This is a genomic window from Pseudomonas sp. GW821-FHT07B01 (genome assembly GCF_059419065.1).
In genome coordinates this window covers 51,791-68,443 of the sequence record NZ_JBWKRA010000001.1, presented here as the reverse complement: position 1 = coordinate 68,443, position 16,653 = coordinate 51,791, and the positions used below count along the sequence as shown (strand labels likewise).

The window sequence follows — 16,653 nt, the reverse complement described above, 5'->3', positions numbered from 1 at the left end:
TACGGCCCGGTAACAGGCCGCAGCGCCGAGGTGAGGGGGAGAGATAGAGGGAAGGGGTTCAGCCGTGAATATGTTCAGCCGCATGCATGGCCAGGTAGGCATCCAGCTTCTTGTCTTTCAAACCCAAGGTGTCGAGAATTTGGGCCATGAAACTGACCGGCGCGCTGCCAGGAGCCGTGACCACACCTTGGTCGGCAACGGCGTACGGTACGTCTTGGTAATAATCTGCTCCGCGATAATGCACCTGCTTGAGGTTGTCAGCGGAGTTGGAGGTGTGCTGCAAGTGATCCAGCACTCCAGCCTTGGCCAGTACGCGGGTACCGTCACAGATTCCCGCCACGACGATGTTCCTGGCGTGAGCCTCACGGACCAGCGCCTCGATGGCGGGGGCGTTGTCTGTTCTCCAGATCGGGCCTCCCGGCACAATCAGCAAGTCGACATCGTCCAGCCGAATGGCCTCGATGGCCAGGTCGGGAATGATGGTCATGCCACCGGATGATGTCACTTGCTTGCCACCGGGAGCGGCAAAACAAGTCTCGAAGCCATAGTAGGCACGGCCCGTGGAATTGATCAGCGCGGGCTCCCAGTCAGAAAAATTCTCGGTGAGGATAGTAACGGCACGTACCATTTGAGTGTCCTTCTCAAGTTTCCATGATAATCAGCAGCAACCTGCCCAGCAGGGTTGTCCTGGTGGGCATTGCCGTCGAGTGTACTCGCCAGCGGGGGTGATGGGTGGTGTGGTGGAGTATTGGCAGTATGTGTTTCAACTGACAATGACAGTGATCAACGCGGCGGTATATTCAGGCGTGAAACGTTGAGAGGGTGTTCTGGTGCGCTGCGCAGCTCGCCGTTGCGCAGCAAGTCTGCCTCCAGCGCAGCGGCTTTAGAGCGGCCCAGCGCCTGCACTGGGTAAGCATAAAGGCCGTGCATCTAAAACGTGCGCGGTGATTGAACTGCAGGCAGGAGGTAGTCGAACCGTTGCGCACGGTTCCAGGCTGATAGCCGCTTTAGCTCATCGACATCGATCGACTCATCTTCCTGCGCGGTGTAGCACTCGTCACCACTGCGCCTGTCATCGGGATAGACCATAAAACCACCACGGCCGTCAGGGCAGTCGGGCAGATACACCGAGGTCAGGTTGCGTTGCTCATCGAGGTGCGCATTCAAGCGCGCGATATAGACACCCATCGAAACCGCCACACCAATAACCAGCACCACGCAGGCGACCAACTGGCCGGCATAGTTGGCGCCCAGCTCATCACGACGCACGGGCGACATGACACGACCCTGTCTGCTCAACATTCTGGCCAATCAGAAACCAGCCACTGCCTCCCATGCGTACCAACTGAGTTTGCTGTGGAAGGATGCCCACCATCAGCGCGAGGAAAATCACGGCTAACAGCACCCCTTTGATCATCGAATACAGGTTCATGACGGTGACGAGCTCTGGATAAGAAGAGCCTTAGCCTAAGCAGCACCAGGTTAACGCCAGGTAAACATCGGGGGATACAGCGCGACTTCCGCTATCCTTCACACCGCTGCGCACTGCCTGCCCGAGGGTTTTTTTCCGTGCATATTCATCTGCTGCTGGTCGAGGACAACCTGGACCTGGCCACCACCGTCATCGAGTACCTGGAGATCAGCGGCATCGTCTGCGATCACGCCAGCAATGGCCAGGCCGGGCTCAACCTGGCGCTCAACCAACATTACGACGTCATTGTGCTGGACATCATGCTGCCGCGACTGGACGGCCAGCAGGTGTGCGCAGGGTTACGCCAGCAAGGTATCCAGACCCCCATTCTGATGCTGACCTCGTTGGATGCGTTGCCGGACAAGCTCGCCAGTTTTGCCGCGGGCGCCGACGACTATCTGGTCAAGCCGTTCGAACTCGCCGAACTGGTGGCGCGGATTCGCGCCTTGAGCCTGCGGCGCAGCGGCCAGACCAGCCGCCTGCAAGTGGACGACCTGGTCATGGAACTGACCACCCGCAAAGTCAGCCGGGCAGGGCAGGAGCTGCACCTGTCACCCATCTGTTGGGCCTTGCTGGAGCACTTGATGCGCGCCAGTCCCGAGCCTGTTCCCCGGGAGCGACTGGAAAGCAAAATCTGGGGCGATGAGCCGCCCGACAGCAATACCCTCAAAGTGCATATGCATCGGCTGCGCAAGGCGGTAGACAAACCGTTTGGCCGGCCATTGATCCATACTCTGGCGGGTGTCGGCATTCAGGTAAAACCCCATGCGTAATGGCCTGAGCTTGAAGTGGGTGATCAGTGGCAGCTTCCTGTTACTGATTGCCGTGGTGCTGGTGATCTACAGCAAGCTGCTGCCTGAATTCACCGTGCGCGGACTGTTCTATACCGCCAGCGCGATGATGGAGGAGGAGGCCCAGTATTTTGTCCGGCACTACAAACAAGACCCGACCACGCCGACGCCGCACAATTACTTCTATACCAGCGTCATCGGCAAGGAGGCGTTGCCGCAGGACGTGCGCGAGTTGCTGGATGCACCGCCCAACCTGTCTTTCGGCGCGGTGAATATCTTCGGCGATCTCTACTCCGATGACGACGACGCGCCGTTCCATATAGTTCTTGAACAACCTTTGGGCGACGGCAAAACCCTGTACATGTATGACATCGACCACGATAAGGAAGTAGGGGGAGAGGTGGAGACGCCATTGTCCGACGCCTACTTTGACCAGGTACTGGAAAGCGTCCAGCTCATCAGCCTGGCCGTATTCGTGCCGGCGCTGATTATCATCGCGCTGTTGGTATGGTGGTTGGTGCGTCCGCTGGGACGCCTGATTCAATGGTCCAGCACCCTGAACAATCCTGACGCCCTGGCCAGCGAGCGGCCGGGTTTCAACTTCAAGGAGTTCAATATGCTGGCCGATGCCCTGGCCAAAAGTGTTGTGCAAGTGCAGGCCGCCAGCCAGCGTGAAGGCCGCTTGTTGCGCTACACCAGCCATGAACTGCGCACGCCGCTGGCAGTGCTCAAGGCCAATGTCGAATTGTTGGCCCTGCAATCGGGTGGTGTGCTTCCACCCTCGTTGCAGCGCGTAGAACGCTCGGTGCTCAATATGCAACTGATCGCCGAGACATTGCTGTGGATGAGCCGCGAACGTCCAGAGTCGTTGCCCGAGGAAGACGTTAATCTGAGCGAGGTAGTTGGCGAACTGATTGAAAGGCACCGCTACCTGATCGGTCACCGGGATATTGAGCTAAGCATCGACATCCACAACGAACCCTGCCGACTGCCCCCTACGGCGTGCCGTATCGTGATCGGCAACTTCCTGCGCAATGCGCTGCAATACGCGGAAGAGGGCACGGTGGATATCAGTTTCAAATACCCCCGGCTGGTGATTGCCAATTACATCAGTGAGGTCAAGCCGCGGCAGGAGTCCGATGATTTTGGATATGGGCTTGGGTTGCAGTTGATGCGGCAGTTGTGCGCAAAGCTGGGCTGGCAGATTGAGGTGATCCGCGAGCAGCAACGGTTTACGGTCATTCTTGATTTTACGAATGTACGGGACACGCCGCCGGCAGACGGCGCACCTGTAGTCTGTTGAACGATTGTGTCTAAGCGAGCTTCACATTCATGGTGATGTGGGCGGTGAAGACCTTGACGCCACCCGCATCGAAGATCTCCACCGGCACGATCTTGTCTCCGGCGGTTTGCCAATCGATAGCGCTGCCATCGGCAACAGCGCGGATATCGGTTTTCGCCTTGGCCAGATATTCCACAGTCATGCCTTTGGGAATCCAGCGTGCGCCTGCGGGGATCGACGCGTCGGTCATCATGCCGCCGGCCAATTCGGCGGCGTTGCACAGTGCGATGGCATGCACCGAGGCCAGGTGGTTGGTGATTTCCTTGCGAAACGGCACGGTGACCACCGCATGGTTGGGTTTGAGCTCCGCGATCTCGGGAGTGATGGTGCTGAAGTAGGGCGCCATTTGGCACGCCAGGTTGCTGAATGCGGCGGGGCCTACGCTATTGAACATGCTCAGGGCTTGGCTCATCGGAATATCCTCAAGGGTCAGTTACAGAATAATATTCTGTAACGGAACAATATTCTTTTGGTTTCACGGCTGTCAACCGGAGCTTTCTCTGCCGGTCGTTCAGCCTATAAACTGTTTTGATTTGGCGTTCTCCCATGCACTCCATCGATCTCATCGAGCGCACCTTCCCCGGCAGGCGCAGCGACCTCAAGCGCATCATCCTGCGCGAAGCACTGGCGTGTTTTAACGAGGTGGGCATCGAGGCGACCTCTATCGAAACCATTCGCGCGCGCTGCGACACCAGCGTGGGCGCTATCTATCACCACTTCGGCAATAAAGAAGGGCTGGTCGCTGCGCTGTTCTTTGCGGCGCTGGAGGACCAGGCCAGCCTGCGTGACCATTATCTGCAAGCAGCGGACACCGCCCACGCAGGCGTCGTCGGGCTGGTGTACAGCTACGTTGAATGGGTGACCGCACAGCCGGACTGGGCGCGGTTCGTGTTCCAAAGCCGCTTTGCCGTCTCCAGCGGGCCGTTCAAGGACGAGCTGCTTGCACGCAACAAACAGCGCAACCAGCAGTTGAAGGAATGGATGAGCGGGGAAGGGCGCAAGGAGCATTTCAGTCACTTGCCTGCCGAGCTGATCCCTTCGCTGATCATTGGCGCGGCGGAAAGTTACTCGCGTGCGTGGTTGTCGGCGAAGGTCAAAAAGAGTCCATTTGAATACCGCGAACTGCTGGCTGAAGCAGCGTGGAAGTCGATCAGCCTGGGTTAGTCAGTCCTCCATCCCCTGTGGGAGCTGTCGAGCTTCAGCGAGGCTGCGATAGCGGTGCTTCAGGCGATGAGCCTTTCGGCAATGCCGCCATCTGATCAAATTCCGTCTAGGGCTATACTTGCCTCCTTCCAACCAATCGAGAACCCCATGAGCACGTCTCTTTCCCTGACGCCCGTGCGCAAGCCCGTCGCGCCACTGATTGCCTTTATCATCCTGGTGGCGGGCGCGCTGTTCCTGCAAAACATGGTCGGCGCACGCCAGGTGTTGCTGCTGGTGGTCGGCGCCGCGCTGGGCCTGACGCTGTATCACGCAGCCTTCGGTTTTACCTCGGCCTGGCGCGTGTTTATCAATGATCGGCGCGGCGCCGGCTTGCGTGCGCAAATGGTGATGCTGGCGGTGGCGGTGCTGTTGTTTTTCCCGGCGTTGGGCGCGGGCACTTTGTTCGGTCAGCCGGTCGTGGGACTGGTGGCGCCGGCCGGTGTGTCGGTGGTGTTCGGGGCGTTTATCTTCGGGATCGGCATGCAGCTGGGTGGTGGTTGTGCGTCGGGTACTTTGTTCACCGTGGGCGGCGGTAATGCCCGGATGTTGGTGACGCTGCTGTTCTTTATCTGCGGCTCGTTGATCGCCACCCACCATGTCGACTGGTGGTTTGCACTGCCATCGTTCCCGGCGGTTTCCATTGTCAAAAGTTTCGGTGTGCTGCCGGCGCTGGTCTTGAGCCTGGCGGTGTTCGCGCTGATTGCAGTGGTGACAGTGCGCCTGGAAAAGCGCCGTCACGGCCAGCTTGAACAAGGCGTGCAAAGCGAGCACCAAGGGCTACGCCGCTTCCTGCGCGGACCCTGGCCGCTGGTGTGGGGCGCGATTGGCCTGGCGCTGCTCAACTACGCCACCCTCGCCCTGGCCGGACGGCCGTGGGGCATCACCTCGGCGTTCGCGCTGTGGGGCGCCAAGGTGGCGAGCGGGCTGGGCGTGGACGTCGCCAGTTGGGCATTCTGGCAGATGCCGGGCAATGCCAAGGCCCTGGCTGCACCGGTGTGGGAAGACATCACCAGCGTTATGGACATCGGCATTGTTCTCGGGGCGTTGTTGGCCGCAGGCCTGGCCGGGCGTTTCGCGCCCAGCCTGAATATTCCAGCGCGCTCGTTGATCGCGGCTGTGATCGGCGGCCTGATGCTTGGCTACGGTTCGCGCCTAGCCTATGGCTGCAACATCGGCGCGTACTTCAGTGGCATCGCCTCGGGCAGCCTGCATGGCTGGGTGTGGCTGGTGGCGGCCTTTATCGGCAACGGCGTGGGCGTACGTTTGCGGCCCTTCTTCTTTGCGGGCGAACGGCCCCAGGTGGCATTGAGTGGCTGCTGAGCAGTCCACCCACATTCGCCTGGCGCGCGCGCAAGATGCCGGTTTGTTGCCCGCCATCGAGCAGTGCGCAGCCCAGGCATTTCGCGCAATCGAAGGGCTGGCTTGGCTGGCGGATGCGGCGTCGATCAGCATCGAACGCCATCGGCAATGGATCGCGCTATCGACCTGTTGGGTGGTGGTTGATGACCACGATCACCCTCAAGGCTTCCTCAGCGCAGAACGCTTTGGCGACGCCCTGCATATCCATGAAGTGTCGGTTGCCCAGCCGCTGCAAGGCCAGGGCTGGGGGCGCAGATTGGTGGAAACGGCGATAGAGCATGCCCGCGCCCAACACCTGCGTGCGGTGACGCTGACCACTTTCAAGCATGTACCCTGGAATGCTCCGTTCTACCGGCGCCTGGGCTTTGCGCCTCACGTTGATTCGCGTCTGGAAACGATCCTGGCGGATGAGTACGCCCATGGCTTCGAACCCGGCAGCCGTTGTGCCATGGCGTGCCCGGTGACATGTCCGAATCCGTCCTGAAGTAGTCTGCCTTGCGTCTGTCGCGCACTGTGGGTGGTCCTTACCATGGCGTGCATCGTTTACCCACTGATGCAAGCCACAAGGACTGTCCATGACCCATAAAGCCCTGATCGTGATCGACGCGCAACATTCCTTCCGCCATTCAACCTACTGGTCCGAAAATGACCTGCCCGACTACCTGGAAAAACAGCAGGCCCTCATCGATGGTTGTGTTCAGCGCGGCATCCCGGTGGTACAAGTTTTCCATGTTGAAGACCAAGGGCATTTCTCCATGCAATCGGGCAACGTCAGGGCATTGAGCGAGCTGTCGATCAATCCGCAACTGGTGATCCATAAGCGCTACCACAGTGCTTTGGCCGGTACGCCACTGGCCGCTCGGTTGGTGGAAATGGGCGTCACCACGCTGATCATCAGCGGCATCCGCACCGAGCAATGCTGCGAAACCACCACGCGGCAGGCTGCGGACAGCGGCTTCAAGGTGGACTTTGTCAGTGAAGCGACATTGACGTTCCCCATGACCCACCTGCGTAGCGGCCGGGAGTACACCTCTGCGCAAATCCGCGAACGCACGGAGCTGGTTCTGGAAGAGCGTTTTGCGCGCATCGTCACGGTCGAACAGGCCTTGGAAGGATGAACCTGTGAGCGTGCCGGTGCTGTTCGTGCTGTTGCCCAATGTGCTGATGCTCGACCTGGCGGGGCCTGCTGAAGTGTTGCGCCTGGCCGCGCAAGCCGAGGACCCGGCGGCGGTGGATTTCGACATGCAGTACGTCAGCCCGGTGGAGTCGCTGCACAGCTCCATCGGCTTGCCACTGACCGGGCTGGCGCCCCTGCCGCAGACTCTGGCGCCCGGCACGCTGGTGGTGCTGGTGGGCTCCACGATGAACGTATCAAAGGCTCACCAAAAGGCTTTCGAGTCGGCCAGCCAGCAGCTCACCCTGTGGTTGCAAAACGTGTTCGCGCCCTCGGCCGAACGCCTGGTGTGCGTGTGCGCCGGCGCGCTGAGTGCCGCCAGGGCCGGGCTGCTCGATGGGCGCCAATGCACCACGCACCATTCGCTGTGCGCCACCCTGCAGGCCCTCGCCCCCAAGGCCCGGGTTCTGGAAAACCGCCTGTACGTCACCGATGGCGCGGTCAGTTGCAGCGCCGGTGTCACAGCGGGTATCGACCTGATGTTGCACCTGGTTGCCGAACTGGCCGGGCCACGGCTGGCGTGCGCGGTGGCGCGAGACATGGTGGTGTACCTGCGCCGCAGCGGCAGCGACCCGCAGTTGTCGCCCTGGATAACCGGGCGCAATCACCTGCACCCGGCGGTGCATCGTGTGCAAGACGCCATCGCCGCCGCGCCCTGTGAAACCTGGACGGTCACCCGCATGGCAAGCCTGGCCTGCACCAGCAGTCGCCACCTGGCGCGCCTGTTCCAGGAGCATGTCGGCACCAGCCCGCTGGACTATCTGCACCGCCTGCGCCTGGCCGTAGCCCGTGAACTGCTGGCCGAATCTGCCCTGGGCATTGAAGCCATCGCCGAGCGCGCAGGCTTTGGTTCTGCGCGGCATCTGCGGCGTATCTGGGGCAAGTATGAAGCGGCCACCCCTTCAGCCATGCGTCTTACTCAGCAGGCGTCTCGACAGCCGTGACCGACTCTTGGGCGGCTTCGGTCGCCAGCTTCAAGCGGTCCGCCTTGCTGATGTATTTGTCTTTGCTTTTAGGCGCCAGCTTGGCGCTGGCCTTTTTCGCTTTGGCTTTGAAGAGCTGCTGAAGTTTTTTCTGGCGGTTCATGTTTCGTTGCCTGAAGGGGAAAGGCGCGGATGATACCAGTTTCAACAAATGTGACCGGGCGCTGGGTTAATACCAGTCAGTTAAGGCAGAGCCGGTAACTGTGGCGAGGGAGCTTGCTCCCGCTGGGCTGCGTAGCGGCCCCAAAAAAGCTGGGAGCGCTGCGCACTCCAGCGGGAGCAAGCTCCCTCGCCACGGGCTCAGCGCGCCAGGAACTGGGTGATCAGCGTGGTTATCTGCTGCTGGATCACGGGCCGTGGCCGCGCGCCTTCGCCGTCCTGGCAAATGATGCTGTCGCCGGGCACATCAGCGTCAAGCACCGCTGCCGCCCCCGGTTTGCACTGGGACATAAAACTGAAGTGGTTGGCGTCCTGGATCTCCACGTACTGTGTCGACGTTTTTGGCAGCCGCTTGGCCATGTCGGCGGATTCCATCTGCGCCGGCAAATCCGCTGACGGCACACCGGCGGCGATCACCAGAGCCGGCACCGGCAATGCCGCCAGGCTCGCATTGGTAAAGCCGCGCGACAGGCCCAGGTCCAGAAACACTACAGCGGTCACGCGCTTGTCACGCAAGTCCGCGGCCACTTGAGCCTTCCCGCTCGGCGTACCTTCAGGGTTCATCTCACGGTAGGCCTTGCACGCCACCAACGTCGGATGGGCGTCGCAGTCCCGGGCAAACAACGCCGGGTCAAAACGCGCCCCCGCGCTCTCCATGACCGTCCAGCCCCCCAGGGAATGGCCTATCACCGCGATCCGCCCGCTATCCACCGCACCGAATGGCTCGGGCTGGGCCAACAGCGCATCGATGGCCCGGCTTAAATCCCTGGGCCGTTGCCACAACTGAGCAGCGGCCTCGGCGCTGCGATCCTGGCTGGTAGTACCCGGGTGGTTCACCGCCGCCACGATATACCCCTGCCGGGCCAGCGCACTGGCCAGCCACGCCTGCTTGCCCCAATTGCCTCCGTAACCGTGGGAGAGCACTACCACCGGATGTTTGCCGGGCGTCGGAGCGGCATCAGGTACCGCAAGCACACCAATGAACACCCGGTTGTCGGCGATCAGTTTGGGTTGCGCGGTGGTAGTGGCGGGGTACCACACGGCCATTTCCAGCGGGCGGTTGTTGTGGGTGTCCGGCAAGGTGGTGGTTTGGAAGCCGACGGGGTTGTCGCCGGCGAATACGGGAGCGCTCAGGCACATCAGCAGCAGAGCGGCGAGGGGGGCTTTCATGCGTTTTTCGTCCTTGAAATGAAGGGCGCAGCATGAACTGAAACGGACCGTTCAGGTAGAGGGTAACGGGCGCCTTGGCCGCCCAATGACTTTAGGTTTAAAGTCAACTTCAAGGTCAATGGTTTTTATGGATGGGACATGAGAATAGGCGAACTGGCAAAAATCAGCGGGTTGGCGGCCTCACGCATCCGCTTTTACGAGGCGAGCGGCCTGATCCAATCGGTTGCGCGTAAATCCAACGGCTATCGGGACTATGCTCCCGGCACCGAGGCGGTGTTGGAGATCATCAAGGGTGCCCAGGCGGCAGGTTTTTCTCTGGAGGAAATCCGGCAGTTAATGCCCAGAAGTGCCGGTGGTTGGCAGCATGACGAGCTGCTCATCGGGCTCAAGCACAAGGTCGAGGAAATCGAGGTCCTGCAACAACGGCTGGCTCACAACAAGGCTCAGTTGTTGAACGTCATCAAGGGCATCGAAGGTAGGCCCGAGGGCATGGCATGTGCCGAGAATGCGCAGATGCTGATTGATCGTCTGCGCGAGGATGGGGCGGCTCCAGCGTCTTCCAAGAGAAAGAGCGCCCGCCAGGCTCCGAGGGCCTGACCGGCGCAAGGCGCTGTCAAGTCGTCGCGAAGTCGATCATGACGACTGATGGCTGCAAGGCTAGCTAACCGTTGAAGCACTTTCCCTCGCCATCAATTTGTCCACCAACAAAACACCCAATTCACTCAACTGATGAATCGCCAACGCGACATCACGCTGTTTACCCGTCAGTTCATCCGACAGATCAAGCAGCAATGCGGTGACCGAGGAAAAGGTTTCGTAGCTGTTGGCGATGAGCATTTCGCTGCTGGCATCGTCGGCAACGCTGAACAGCGGTGAGGGAGGTGGTTCGGCGGGGGTGTTAAGGAATGCGTGATCAAGCTTGAGGTTTGGATCGTTTGGAGGGTTAGGCGTGACTTTATGCATATGCGTAATTCCTGAGTGGGGCCGATACCGTTTCGCTACTAAACGAAAGGGTGGCAGCTGTACGCAGGTTAGTAGACCGGGGAATTACACAAAGCCGGCGCGCCCGAAGGCGCCCTACGCACAGCCACCATCAGGCACAGACAGGAACGTCTGATAGATGAAGCTCATGCACTAAGTGTAATTGACCCTCGGGCTACTAAACCCGATCACTGAATTGTCAGCGACCGGGCCACCTTAGAGACGCCCATCCAAGCGCACAAGCCGGCGGATTCTGACGCAACTGTAGGCAACGGAGCAAGGCGGTGCAGCTTGCTGTAGGACGGGTCCACATCAACGCCGGCCCACTCACTCCCTCCCTGTAGGAGCGAGCTTGCTCGCGAAAAACCATAGGCGCCGTGTTCATTCTGGATGAACACATTATCTTTACGTTCTTCGCGAGCAAGCTCGCTCCTACAGAGAGGATGCCTAAGTCGCGACGCAACGTTTCGGTCTTGAGGACACAAGCGCTAATAGTATTGCTCAGCTGCCTGCGCAGCGGCGGGACTAGGATTTTTTCTGGCGGTGCACACCGACATTAAAAATTCACTGGGATCTACAGGGAGTAGCCAGTAGGCTACATTTGAATCTGTGACCAATACGATCAGCAGGACGCCCGAGGAATCAAGCGGGCAAAAGAGATTCTCGATGCCCTGAGAGGTCAATGACATGAGTAAGTCGACCAAACCAGAGGACATGCCGATCCTCGAGCTGGATACATCCGGCACCAGTGCCTATGAGGCTTCGCGCTTCCTTGATAGCCCGCAAACCATCAGTGCTTATCTTGCGCAAAGCATGGCGTGCCATGACCCGCAAGTCCTTATGAAGGCGCTGGCCGAGGTTGCCAAGGCCCTGGGTGTCAACAAGGTTGCCGAAGCCGCGGGGGTGAATCGGGAGAGCCTGTATAAAACCCTGAAAGGCGGCTCAAAGACGCGTTATGAGACGGTCCAGAAGCTGATGCTGGCATTGGGGGTGGAACTGACGGTGCGACCGATTACCGCGACCACCACTAAAAAACGGCTGTCATCGGCAAAACCTGATGGACCAAACAGAGGACGGTTTATTTGATTGAAAATAGCTACGTCCCTTTTGTCCACAGAGGCCCATCCCTTACGAACGGGATCAAGCGATTTACAGAGAAGCTGTATTGATGTGCGCCTGGTTTTGTAGGAAATCGACCTCTGATAGCGTAGGTGATTTTCCATTTTACTGGTTGTATATCCAGTGTTTTGGGGGCGGCGCACTCACGAAACGAAAATGAGTGAAAAATGGGCCTGTGGCAAAAAAAAGCAACTCCGTTAGGTTGAGGTCCTCTCCTTCAAGAAAGGAGAGTTCTTAATCAAGTGAATGGAGTCACAAAATGAACAAACCACAAACCCAGACACCTCTTCGCCATGGTCGTGTCACATCCCCTTCCAGCCGTGGCGCAGTTGCCGTGGATCTTGGCCTGCTGGAAACCTGGCAGGTCAACGAAATGGAAGGCGGCAAGAACTTCCCGGCACTGACGGCCGGTCCGTTTCCGGCGCCTTATCAAACCGACAGTGACAGCGTCACTCCACCCGCCGACGGCGTCATCCTCAGCGGTGGCAAGACCGATGCCCGTGACTGCATCAACTTCACCGACGAGGAAATGGCCAAGAAACTTGGCCGCGCCTTCACCTGGCCGTTGCTCAATGTCGAGCCGGGTCAGACCTTCAAGGTCACCTGGGCATACACCGCGCCGCACACCACCCGTGGCTATCGCTGGCTGATCACCAAGGATGGCTGGGATCCGAAACAGCGCATCACCCGCGCGCAACTGGAAACCCAGCCGTTCGCTGAAGACTTCTATACCCAGGTGCCGTACTACAGCCATGCAGGCGAACTGAAGGCCAAGGTCAATCATGAAGTGAAACTGCCGGCCAACAAGAAGGGCCAGCATGTGATTGTGTTGATGTGGATCGTCGCCAACACCGGCAACGCCTTCTATCAAGCCTTCGATGTGGACTTCAAATAAGCCCGCACCGTTAAACCCACACGTTCTGAAGGATTAGAACATGTCAAAGATTGACTTTACCTCACTGCAATCGCCGCTCAACGATGCCGCTTCGCTGATGCCGAGCATTGCCGGCAAAAAGATCCTCATGGGCTTCTGGCACAACTGGCCTGCCGGCCCGAGCGATGGCTACCAGCGTGGCCAGTTCGCCAATATGAGCCTGGTGGATGTGCCAAAGGATTACAACGTGGTGGCCGTGGCCTTCATGAAGGGCAACGGTATCCCAACCTTCAAACCGTACAACCTGTCCGATGCCGAGTTTCGTCGCCAGGTGGGCGTGCTGAACAGCCAGGGCAGGGCGGTGCTGATTTCCCTTGGCGGCGCCGATGCACACATCGAACTGCATAAAGGCAACGAACAGCCACTGGCCAGCGAAATTATCCGCCTGGTGGAAACCTATGGCTTTGATGGCCTGGATATCGATCTTGAACAGAGCGCGATTGATTTCGCCGACAACAAGACTGTCCTGCCCGCCGCCTTGAAACTGGTCAAGGACCACTACGCAGGTCAAGGCAAACACTTCATCATCAGCATGGCACCGGAGTTTCCGTACCTCACCACCGCCGGCAAATACGTCGGTTACATCCAGGCGCTGGAAGGCTATTACGACTTCATCGCCCCGCAGTATTACAACCAGGGGGGCGACGGCATCTGGGTGCAGGAGGTCAACAATGGCAATGGCGCCTGGATTGCCCAGAACAACGACGCAATGAAAGAGGACTTTCTGTTTTACCTGACCGAAAGTCTGGTGAGCGGAACGCGCGGGTTTACCAAAATCCCGGCAGACAAGTTCGTCATTGGCCTGCCCGCCAACGTCGATGCGGCTGCCACCGGTTATGTGATCAACCCAACAGCCGTGACCAATACATTCAAGCGTTTGCACGACAAAGGATTGTCGATCAAGGGCCTGATGACCTGGTCGGTGAATTGGGACAACGGGATCAACAAAGACCATGTGCCCTACAACTGGGAGTTCAGCCGCCGTTATGGGCCGATGATCAATGGCACTGATCTCTCTGGCCTGGAGCAGGAAGAGGCGGATCTGGAGATCGCCAATCGGCAGTAGCGCAAAAGGGGCCTCTGGCAGACGTGCCAGAGGTCAAACCGCTAAGCTTCTGATCTGACTAAAATCCGATGCCTGTTTGGGCATCGGATTTTTTGCGTCACGCTCACATTGCGCTGAGCGTTCCTCAAACCGAGTTACCGCACCAAACAAGGCCGCTTGTTATCAAAGCCCCAACCCGGGATCAGAAACTGCATCGCCACACTGTCATCCCGGGCTCCAAGGCCCATGCCTTTGTACAGCTCATGGGCCTGGGCTACGGCGTCCATATCAATATCCACACCCAGGCCAGGCTTGGCCGGCACCTTCACATAGCCCCCTTCAATCTTCAACGGCTCCCGCGTCAGGCGCTGGCCGTCCTGCCAGATCCAGTGGGTATCGATGGCGGTGATCTCGCCGGGGGCGGCCGCCGCCACCTGGGTAAACATCGCCAGGGAAATATCGAAGTGGTTATTGGAGTGCGAGCCCCAGGTCAGGCCCCACTCGTTGCACATCTGCGCGACGCGCACCGAGCCCTGCATAGTCCAGAAGTGCGGGTCGGCGAGGGGGATGTCCACTGATTTCAGCTGGATGGCGTGGCCCATTTCACGCCAGTCCGTGGCGATCATGTTGGTGGCGGTTTTCAGGCCCGTGGCGCGGCGGAATTCGGCCATGACTTCGCGGCCCGAGTAGCCGTTTTCTGCGCCGCACGGGTCTTCGGCGTAGGCCAGCACATGATGCTGGTCGCGGCACAGGCGGATGGCTTCTTTCAACGACCATGCGCCGTTGGGGTCAAGGGTGATACGCGCATCGGGAAAACGCTCGGCCAGCGCGGTGACGGCTTCGATTTCCGCGTCGCCGCTCAATACGCCACCCTTGAGCTTGAAATCGTTGAAACCATATTTGGCCTTGGCCGCTTCGGCCAGGCGCACTACCGCGTCGGCGGTCAGGGCTGTTTCATGACGCAGGCGGAACCACTCATCGTCGGCATCGGCCTCGTTGCGGTAGGCCAGGTCGGTGGCGTTGCGATCCCCCACATAGAACAGGTAGCCGAGCATCTTCACTGCGTCGCGTTGCTGGCCTTCGCCTAGCAAGGCGGCCACCGGCACTTCGAGGAACTGGCCCAGCAGGTCGAGCAGTGCGGCCTCCATGGCGGTGACGGCGTGGATGGTGATGCGCAGGTCGAAGGTTTGCAGGCCGCGGCCCGCGCTGTCTCGGGACGCAAAGGTGCTGCGCATCTGGTTGAGGACGCGCTGGTACTGGCCGATCGGCTGGCCGATCACCAGGCTGCGGGCATCCTCCAGGGTTTGGCGAATGCGCTCGCCGCCGGGCACTTCGCCCACGCCAGTGTTGCCACTGCTGTCCTTGAGGATCACGATATTGCGCGTGAAGTAGGGGCCGTGGGCGCCGCTGAGGTTCAGCAACATGCTGTCGTGGCCGGCGACGGGGATGACTTGGAAATGAGTAACGACAGGGGTATTCATGGCGCGTTCCTGGCTGAGTTCAAAGAGGTTTGCTGATGGCGGCGCCGCTGGGCACGGCCGGTACGGCAGAGGGTGAGGTCTTGGCAAAGAACACCAGGATGGCCGCGAGCACCGAGGTACAGGCCAGGCCATACAGCCCGCCCTGGATCGAGCCGGTGGTTTGTTCGAGAAAGCCGAAGGTAGTCGGCGCCACAAAACCGCCCAGGTTGCCAATGGAGTTGATCAGCGCGATCACCGCGGCGGCGATGCGCACATCCAGGTAGCCCTGGGGGATCGGCCAGAACAGCGACGACGCAGACTTGAACCCGATGGCCGCAAAACAGATCGCCACGAAAGCGAAGATCGGCCCGCCGGTGGTGGACATGAACATGCCGGCCGCCGCGATCAGCAGGGCCGCCGCGACCCAGGCCTGCTGGAACTTGAACTTGCCCGACAGCGACGCAAAGGCGTACATGGCAATGATCGAGATCAGCCAGGGGATCGAGTTGAAGAAACCGACCTGCACGTCGCTCAGGTCACCCATCTTCTTGATGATGCTCGGCAGCCAGAAGGTGGCGGCGTAGATCGTCAGTTGAATGCAGAAGTACAGAGCGCAGAACAGCAGGATCTGGCGGTCTTTGAGTAGCTTGCCGAGGGTGGGTTTCACCGTGGTCAGGGCTTCGCGATCACGCTGTTCCTGATCGATGGCGCCCACCAGCGCATCCTGCTCTTCGCGGCTCAGCCACTTGGCGTCATGGGGTTTGGAGTCCAGCCAGAACCACACGAAGAAGCCCAGCGCCACCGAGGCCAGGCCCTCGATGCCGAACATCCATTGCCAGCCATGCAAACCAAAACCTTCGATCTGCAACAACGCACCCGACAACGGCCCGGAGATCAACGACGCCACCGCCGAGCCACTGAGGAAGATCGCGATGGCCTTGCCACGCTCCACGCCAGGCAACCAGCGGGTGAAGTAATAGATCACGCCGGGGAAGAATCCCGCTTCTGCCACACCCAGCAGGAAACGCAGGATGTAGAAGTGGGTTTCGTTCTGGATAAACGCCATCAGCGTGGCGACGATGCCCCAGGTGAACATGATGCGGGTCAGCCAGATACGCGCGCCGACTTTTTGCAGCAGCATGTTGGACGGCACTTCGAACAGCGCATAGCCAATGAAGAACAGCCCGGCGCCGAAGCCGTAGGCCGCTGCACCGATCCCCAGGTCATGCTCCATGTGCGTGCGCACGAAGCCGATATTGACCCGGTCGATGTAGTTGAGGATGAACATGACCACGAACAGTGGGAGCACATGCCGCTTCACTTTGCTCACGGCGCGGGCGAGCGCTGAATCACTTTCGGGTACGGCAGATGCTGGGCTTGAATGCTTCACGAATGAAAACTCCCCCTGATTATTTTTATGCGGGTTTGGTGTTTTGTTGACAGACATCATACAAGTTGTTTT

19 protein-coding genes and 1 pseudogene are annotated in these 16,653 nt (G+C 59.5%); 11 read left to right on the top strand and 9 right to left on the bottom strand.

Annotated elements, in window-relative coordinates; all coding sequences use genetic code 11:
- Window positions 1–58: 58 nt before the first annotated feature.
- The 3 genes from AC07S6_RS00370 to AC07S6_RS00360 all read right to left on the bottom strand — a co-directional run bounded on the left by AC07S6_RS00370 (window position 59) and on the right by AC07S6_RS00360 (window position 1,432).
- Window positions 59–628: a type 1 glutamine amidotransferase family protein gene (locus AC07S6_RS00370; RefSeq protein WP_034126170.1), complete on the bottom strand. Its 570-nt coding sequence runs from the start codon at window positions 626–628 to the stop codon at window positions 59–61.
- 302 nt (window positions 629–930) lie between these two features.
- Window positions 931–1,278 carry a hypothetical protein gene (locus tag AC07S6_RS00365; RefSeq protein WP_495111484.1) on the bottom strand — a complete coding sequence of 116 codons (348 nt, stop codon included), beginning with the start codon at window positions 1,276–1,278 and terminating at the stop codon, window positions 931–933.
- Entirely contained in the window at window positions 1,259–1,432 is a 174-nt protein-coding gene (locus AC07S6_RS00360; protein ID WP_014719228.1) for a hypothetical protein, read from the bottom strand. Before AC07S6_RS00360 ends, AC07S6_RS00365 begins: the two co-directional genes overlap by 20 nt.
- 137 nt (window positions 1,433–1,569) lie before the next feature.
- On the opposite strand from AC07S6_RS00360, the gene AC07S6_RS00355 reads away from it, so the two are divergent.
- Complete coding sequence (locus AC07S6_RS00355) at window positions 1,570–2,244, top strand: response regulator transcription factor (protein ID WP_320747147.1); 675 nt, start codon at window positions 1,570–1,572, stop codon at window positions 2,242–2,244.
- A complete protein-coding gene (locus AC07S6_RS00350; RefSeq protein WP_495111483.1) occupies window positions 2,237–3,565 on the top strand; it encodes a sensor histidine kinase in 1,329 nt (442 codons plus the stop codon). Before AC07S6_RS00355 ends, AC07S6_RS00350 begins: the two co-directional genes overlap by 8 nt.
- Before the next feature lie 10 nt (window positions 3,566–3,575).
- On the opposite strand, the gene AC07S6_RS00345 is transcribed toward AC07S6_RS00350, so the two are convergent.
- Window positions 3,576–4,016, bottom strand: coding sequence for a hotdog fold domain-containing protein (locus tag AC07S6_RS00345; protein WP_003192702.1), 441 nt, complete (start codon window positions 4,014–4,016; stop codon window positions 3,576–3,578).
- 134 nt (window positions 4,017–4,150) lie between these two features.
- Here AC07S6_RS00345 and AC07S6_RS00340 point away from each other — a divergent pair, with 134 nt between their 5' ends.
- The 5 genes from AC07S6_RS00340 (at window position 4,151) to AC07S6_RS00320 (ending at window position 8,284) form a co-directional block, all read left to right on the top strand.
- On the top strand, window positions 4,151–4,768 hold the full coding sequence (locus AC07S6_RS00340; RefSeq protein WP_054921569.1) for a TetR/AcrR family transcriptional regulator: 618 nt from the start codon (window positions 4,151–4,153) through the stop codon (window positions 4,766–4,768).
- A gap of 147 nt (window positions 4,769–4,915) precedes the next feature.
- Window positions 4,916–6,127 (top strand): YeeE/YedE family protein, encoded by a 1,212-nt coding sequence (locus AC07S6_RS00335; RefSeq protein WP_057977048.1) that lies wholly within the window; start codon window positions 4,916–4,918, stop codon window positions 6,125–6,127.
- On the top strand, window positions 6,117–6,650 hold the full coding sequence (locus AC07S6_RS00330) for a GNAT family N-acetyltransferase (RefSeq protein ID WP_495111482.1): 534 nt from the start codon (window positions 6,117–6,119) through the stop codon (window positions 6,648–6,650). The genes AC07S6_RS00335 and AC07S6_RS00330 overlap by 11 nt, the downstream gene beginning before the upstream one ends.
- 91 nt (window positions 6,651–6,741) lie before the next feature.
- The gene (locus AC07S6_RS00325) at window positions 6,742–7,284 is read left to right on the top strand and encodes a cysteine hydrolase family protein (RefSeq protein WP_495111481.1); all 543 of its coding nucleotides are present in this window, start codon (window positions 6,742–6,744) and stop codon (window positions 7,282–7,284) included.
- Between the two features lie 4 nt (window positions 7,285–7,288).
- Window positions 7,289–8,284, top strand: coding sequence for a GlxA family transcriptional regulator (locus AC07S6_RS00320; RefSeq protein ID WP_495111480.1), 996 nt, complete (start codon window positions 7,289–7,291; stop codon window positions 8,282–8,284).
- Here the strand turns inward: AC07S6_RS00320 and AC07S6_RS00315 are convergent.
- Entirely contained in the window at window positions 8,256–8,426 is a 171-nt protein-coding gene (locus AC07S6_RS00315) for a DUF2986 domain-containing protein (RefSeq protein ID WP_495111479.1), read from the bottom strand. The genes AC07S6_RS00320 and AC07S6_RS00315 overlap by 29 nt on opposite strands.
- Before the next feature lie 197 nt (window positions 8,427–8,623).
- Entirely contained in the window at window positions 8,624–9,652 is a 1,029-nt protein-coding gene (locus tag AC07S6_RS00310; RefSeq protein ID WP_495111478.1) for an alpha/beta hydrolase family protein, read from the bottom strand.
- Window positions 9,653–9,790: 138 nt separating this feature from the next.
- On the opposite strand from AC07S6_RS00310, the gene AC07S6_RS00305 reads away from it, so the two are divergent.
- Window positions 9,791–10,249, top strand: coding sequence for a MerR family transcriptional regulator (locus AC07S6_RS00305; protein ID WP_236280748.1), 459 nt, complete (start codon window positions 9,791–9,793; stop codon window positions 10,247–10,249).
- 60 nt (window positions 10,250–10,309) lie between these two features.
- Here AC07S6_RS00305 and AC07S6_RS00300 read toward each other — a convergent pair whose 3' ends face one another.
- On the bottom strand, window positions 10,310–10,615 hold the full coding sequence (locus AC07S6_RS00300; RefSeq protein WP_495111477.1) for a DUF6124 family protein: 306 nt from the start codon (window positions 10,613–10,615) through the stop codon (window positions 10,310–10,312).
- Window positions 10,616–11,347: 732 nt separating this feature from the next.
- Between AC07S6_RS00300 and AC07S6_RS00295 the strand changes: the two genes are divergently transcribed.
- The 3 genes and pseudogenes from AC07S6_RS00295 to AC07S6_RS00285 form a co-directional block, all read left to right on the top strand.
- Window positions 11,348–11,719, top strand: a complete 372-nt coding sequence (locus AC07S6_RS00295) for an addiction module antidote protein (protein ID WP_495111596.1) — start codon at window positions 11,348–11,350, stop codon at window positions 11,717–11,719.
- A 292-nt stretch (window positions 11,720–12,011) separates the two neighbouring features.
- Entirely contained in the window at window positions 12,012–12,647 is a 636-nt protein-coding gene (locus AC07S6_RS00290) for a lytic polysaccharide monooxygenase auxiliary activity family 9 protein (RefSeq protein WP_495111476.1), read from the top strand.
- 40 nt (window positions 12,648–12,687) lie between these two features.
- Window positions 12,688–13,725: pseudogene (locus AC07S6_RS00285) on the top strand (chitinase); the annotation flags it as partial.
- A gap of 161 nt (window positions 13,726–13,886) precedes the next feature.
- Here AC07S6_RS00285 and gudD read toward each other — a convergent pair.
- Window positions 13,887–15,212 (bottom strand): glucarate dehydratase, encoded by a 1,326-nt coding sequence (gene gudD, locus AC07S6_RS00280; protein WP_495111475.1) that lies wholly within the window; start codon window positions 15,210–15,212, stop codon window positions 13,887–13,889.
- A gap of 19 nt (window positions 15,213–15,231) precedes the next feature.
- On the bottom strand, window positions 15,232–16,581 hold the full coding sequence (locus AC07S6_RS00275) for an MFS transporter (protein ID WP_495111474.1): 1,350 nt from the start codon (window positions 16,579–16,581) through the stop codon (window positions 15,232–15,234).
- Window positions 16,582–16,653 lie beyond the last annotated feature (72 nt).